The sequence below is a fragment of the Moorena sp. SIO2C4 genome (genome assembly GCF_010672485.1).
Classification (GTDB): Bacteria; Cyanobacteriota; Cyanobacteriia; order Cyanobacteriales; family Coleofasciculaceae; genus Moorena; species Moorena producens.
Genome location: NZ_JAAHGN010001593.1, coordinates 1 through 1,007 on the forward strand (window position 1 = coordinate 1; position 1,007 = coordinate 1,007).

Here is a 1,007-nt window from a genome sequence, read left to right on the forward strand (position 1 = left end):
TCGGCAAGGGAATAGTATTTCTCTTGCCGGATCGTTGCCCTAGGTTCTGATCTGCCCTGTGCTTTAGCTGTTTCTAGTTAGCTGTATCCCGCAGTGCTGCCAACACCGTCTCATGAATCACACCATTGCTGACAACCACACCCTGATTTTCAACTAGCTTAGAACCGATCGAAAAGTTCAGGGGCTTGCCATGCATATCTGTAACAAGCCCACCAGCTTCCTCCACAACAATGGTGCCTGCAGCATGGTCCCAAATTTTCTCACGGTAGTTGGGATACTTCGATGACGGTAAACGTAGGTAAAGGGCTGCTTGACCAGAGGCAACCGCACCATACTTAGCCTGAGAATCCATCCGCAGGGAATCTGCAGTAATTCCCACCGCCTTAGCTACCAAATCTTGCCGAGAATGGTCACCATGACCAGACTCCACGCTTTCGACGAACCGGAGTTCTGCTGTATTGTCAGCATCAGTGACTTGAATCGATTCGGGTTCCCCACCACTAATCGGTACCATGGTTGCTCCCTGACCCCGTACTGCCACAAATAGCACACCCCGTTCACCATCTGGTTGTGCTAGGTTGACGGGTAAAGCTGGGCAAGCTAGCACTCCTACTTTCACTTCACCTTGTTCTACCAAAGCCAAGGCAACAGCATATTGATCATTACGCAGAAACCCTTTGGTGCCATCAATCGGGTCTAAGGTCCAGTAGCGAGGTCCAATCTCTCCATTGCCTAGATTAATCCAACTAACCACTGCCTCAGGAGTAGCATCATTAGTTACAGATTGCACATAACTGGTTACCTGTGCCAACTGATTCGCCATGGTTGGTTCCACCAAATCAGCAGCATCTTCTTCACCCACTACTGGATCATTAGGAAAGCCTTGGGCAAGTAAGCGGCAAATCACTGCCTGAGACCCATAATCGGCAACAGTGACAGGGCTTTTGTCACTTTTTTCCATAGCTTGAGTCACCCGTTCACTCCGGACTTGCTCACAAATTTTGGCA

General features: G+C 49.5%; 1 protein-coding gene. It reads right to left on the reverse strand.

The features are described from left to right. Positions 1-73 precede the first annotated feature (73 nt). A partial coding sequence (locus F6K20_RS39755; RefSeq protein ID WP_287298617.1) for a 3'(2'),5'-bisphosphate nucleotidase occupies positions 74-1,007 on the reverse strand: 934 nt, incomplete at its 5' end.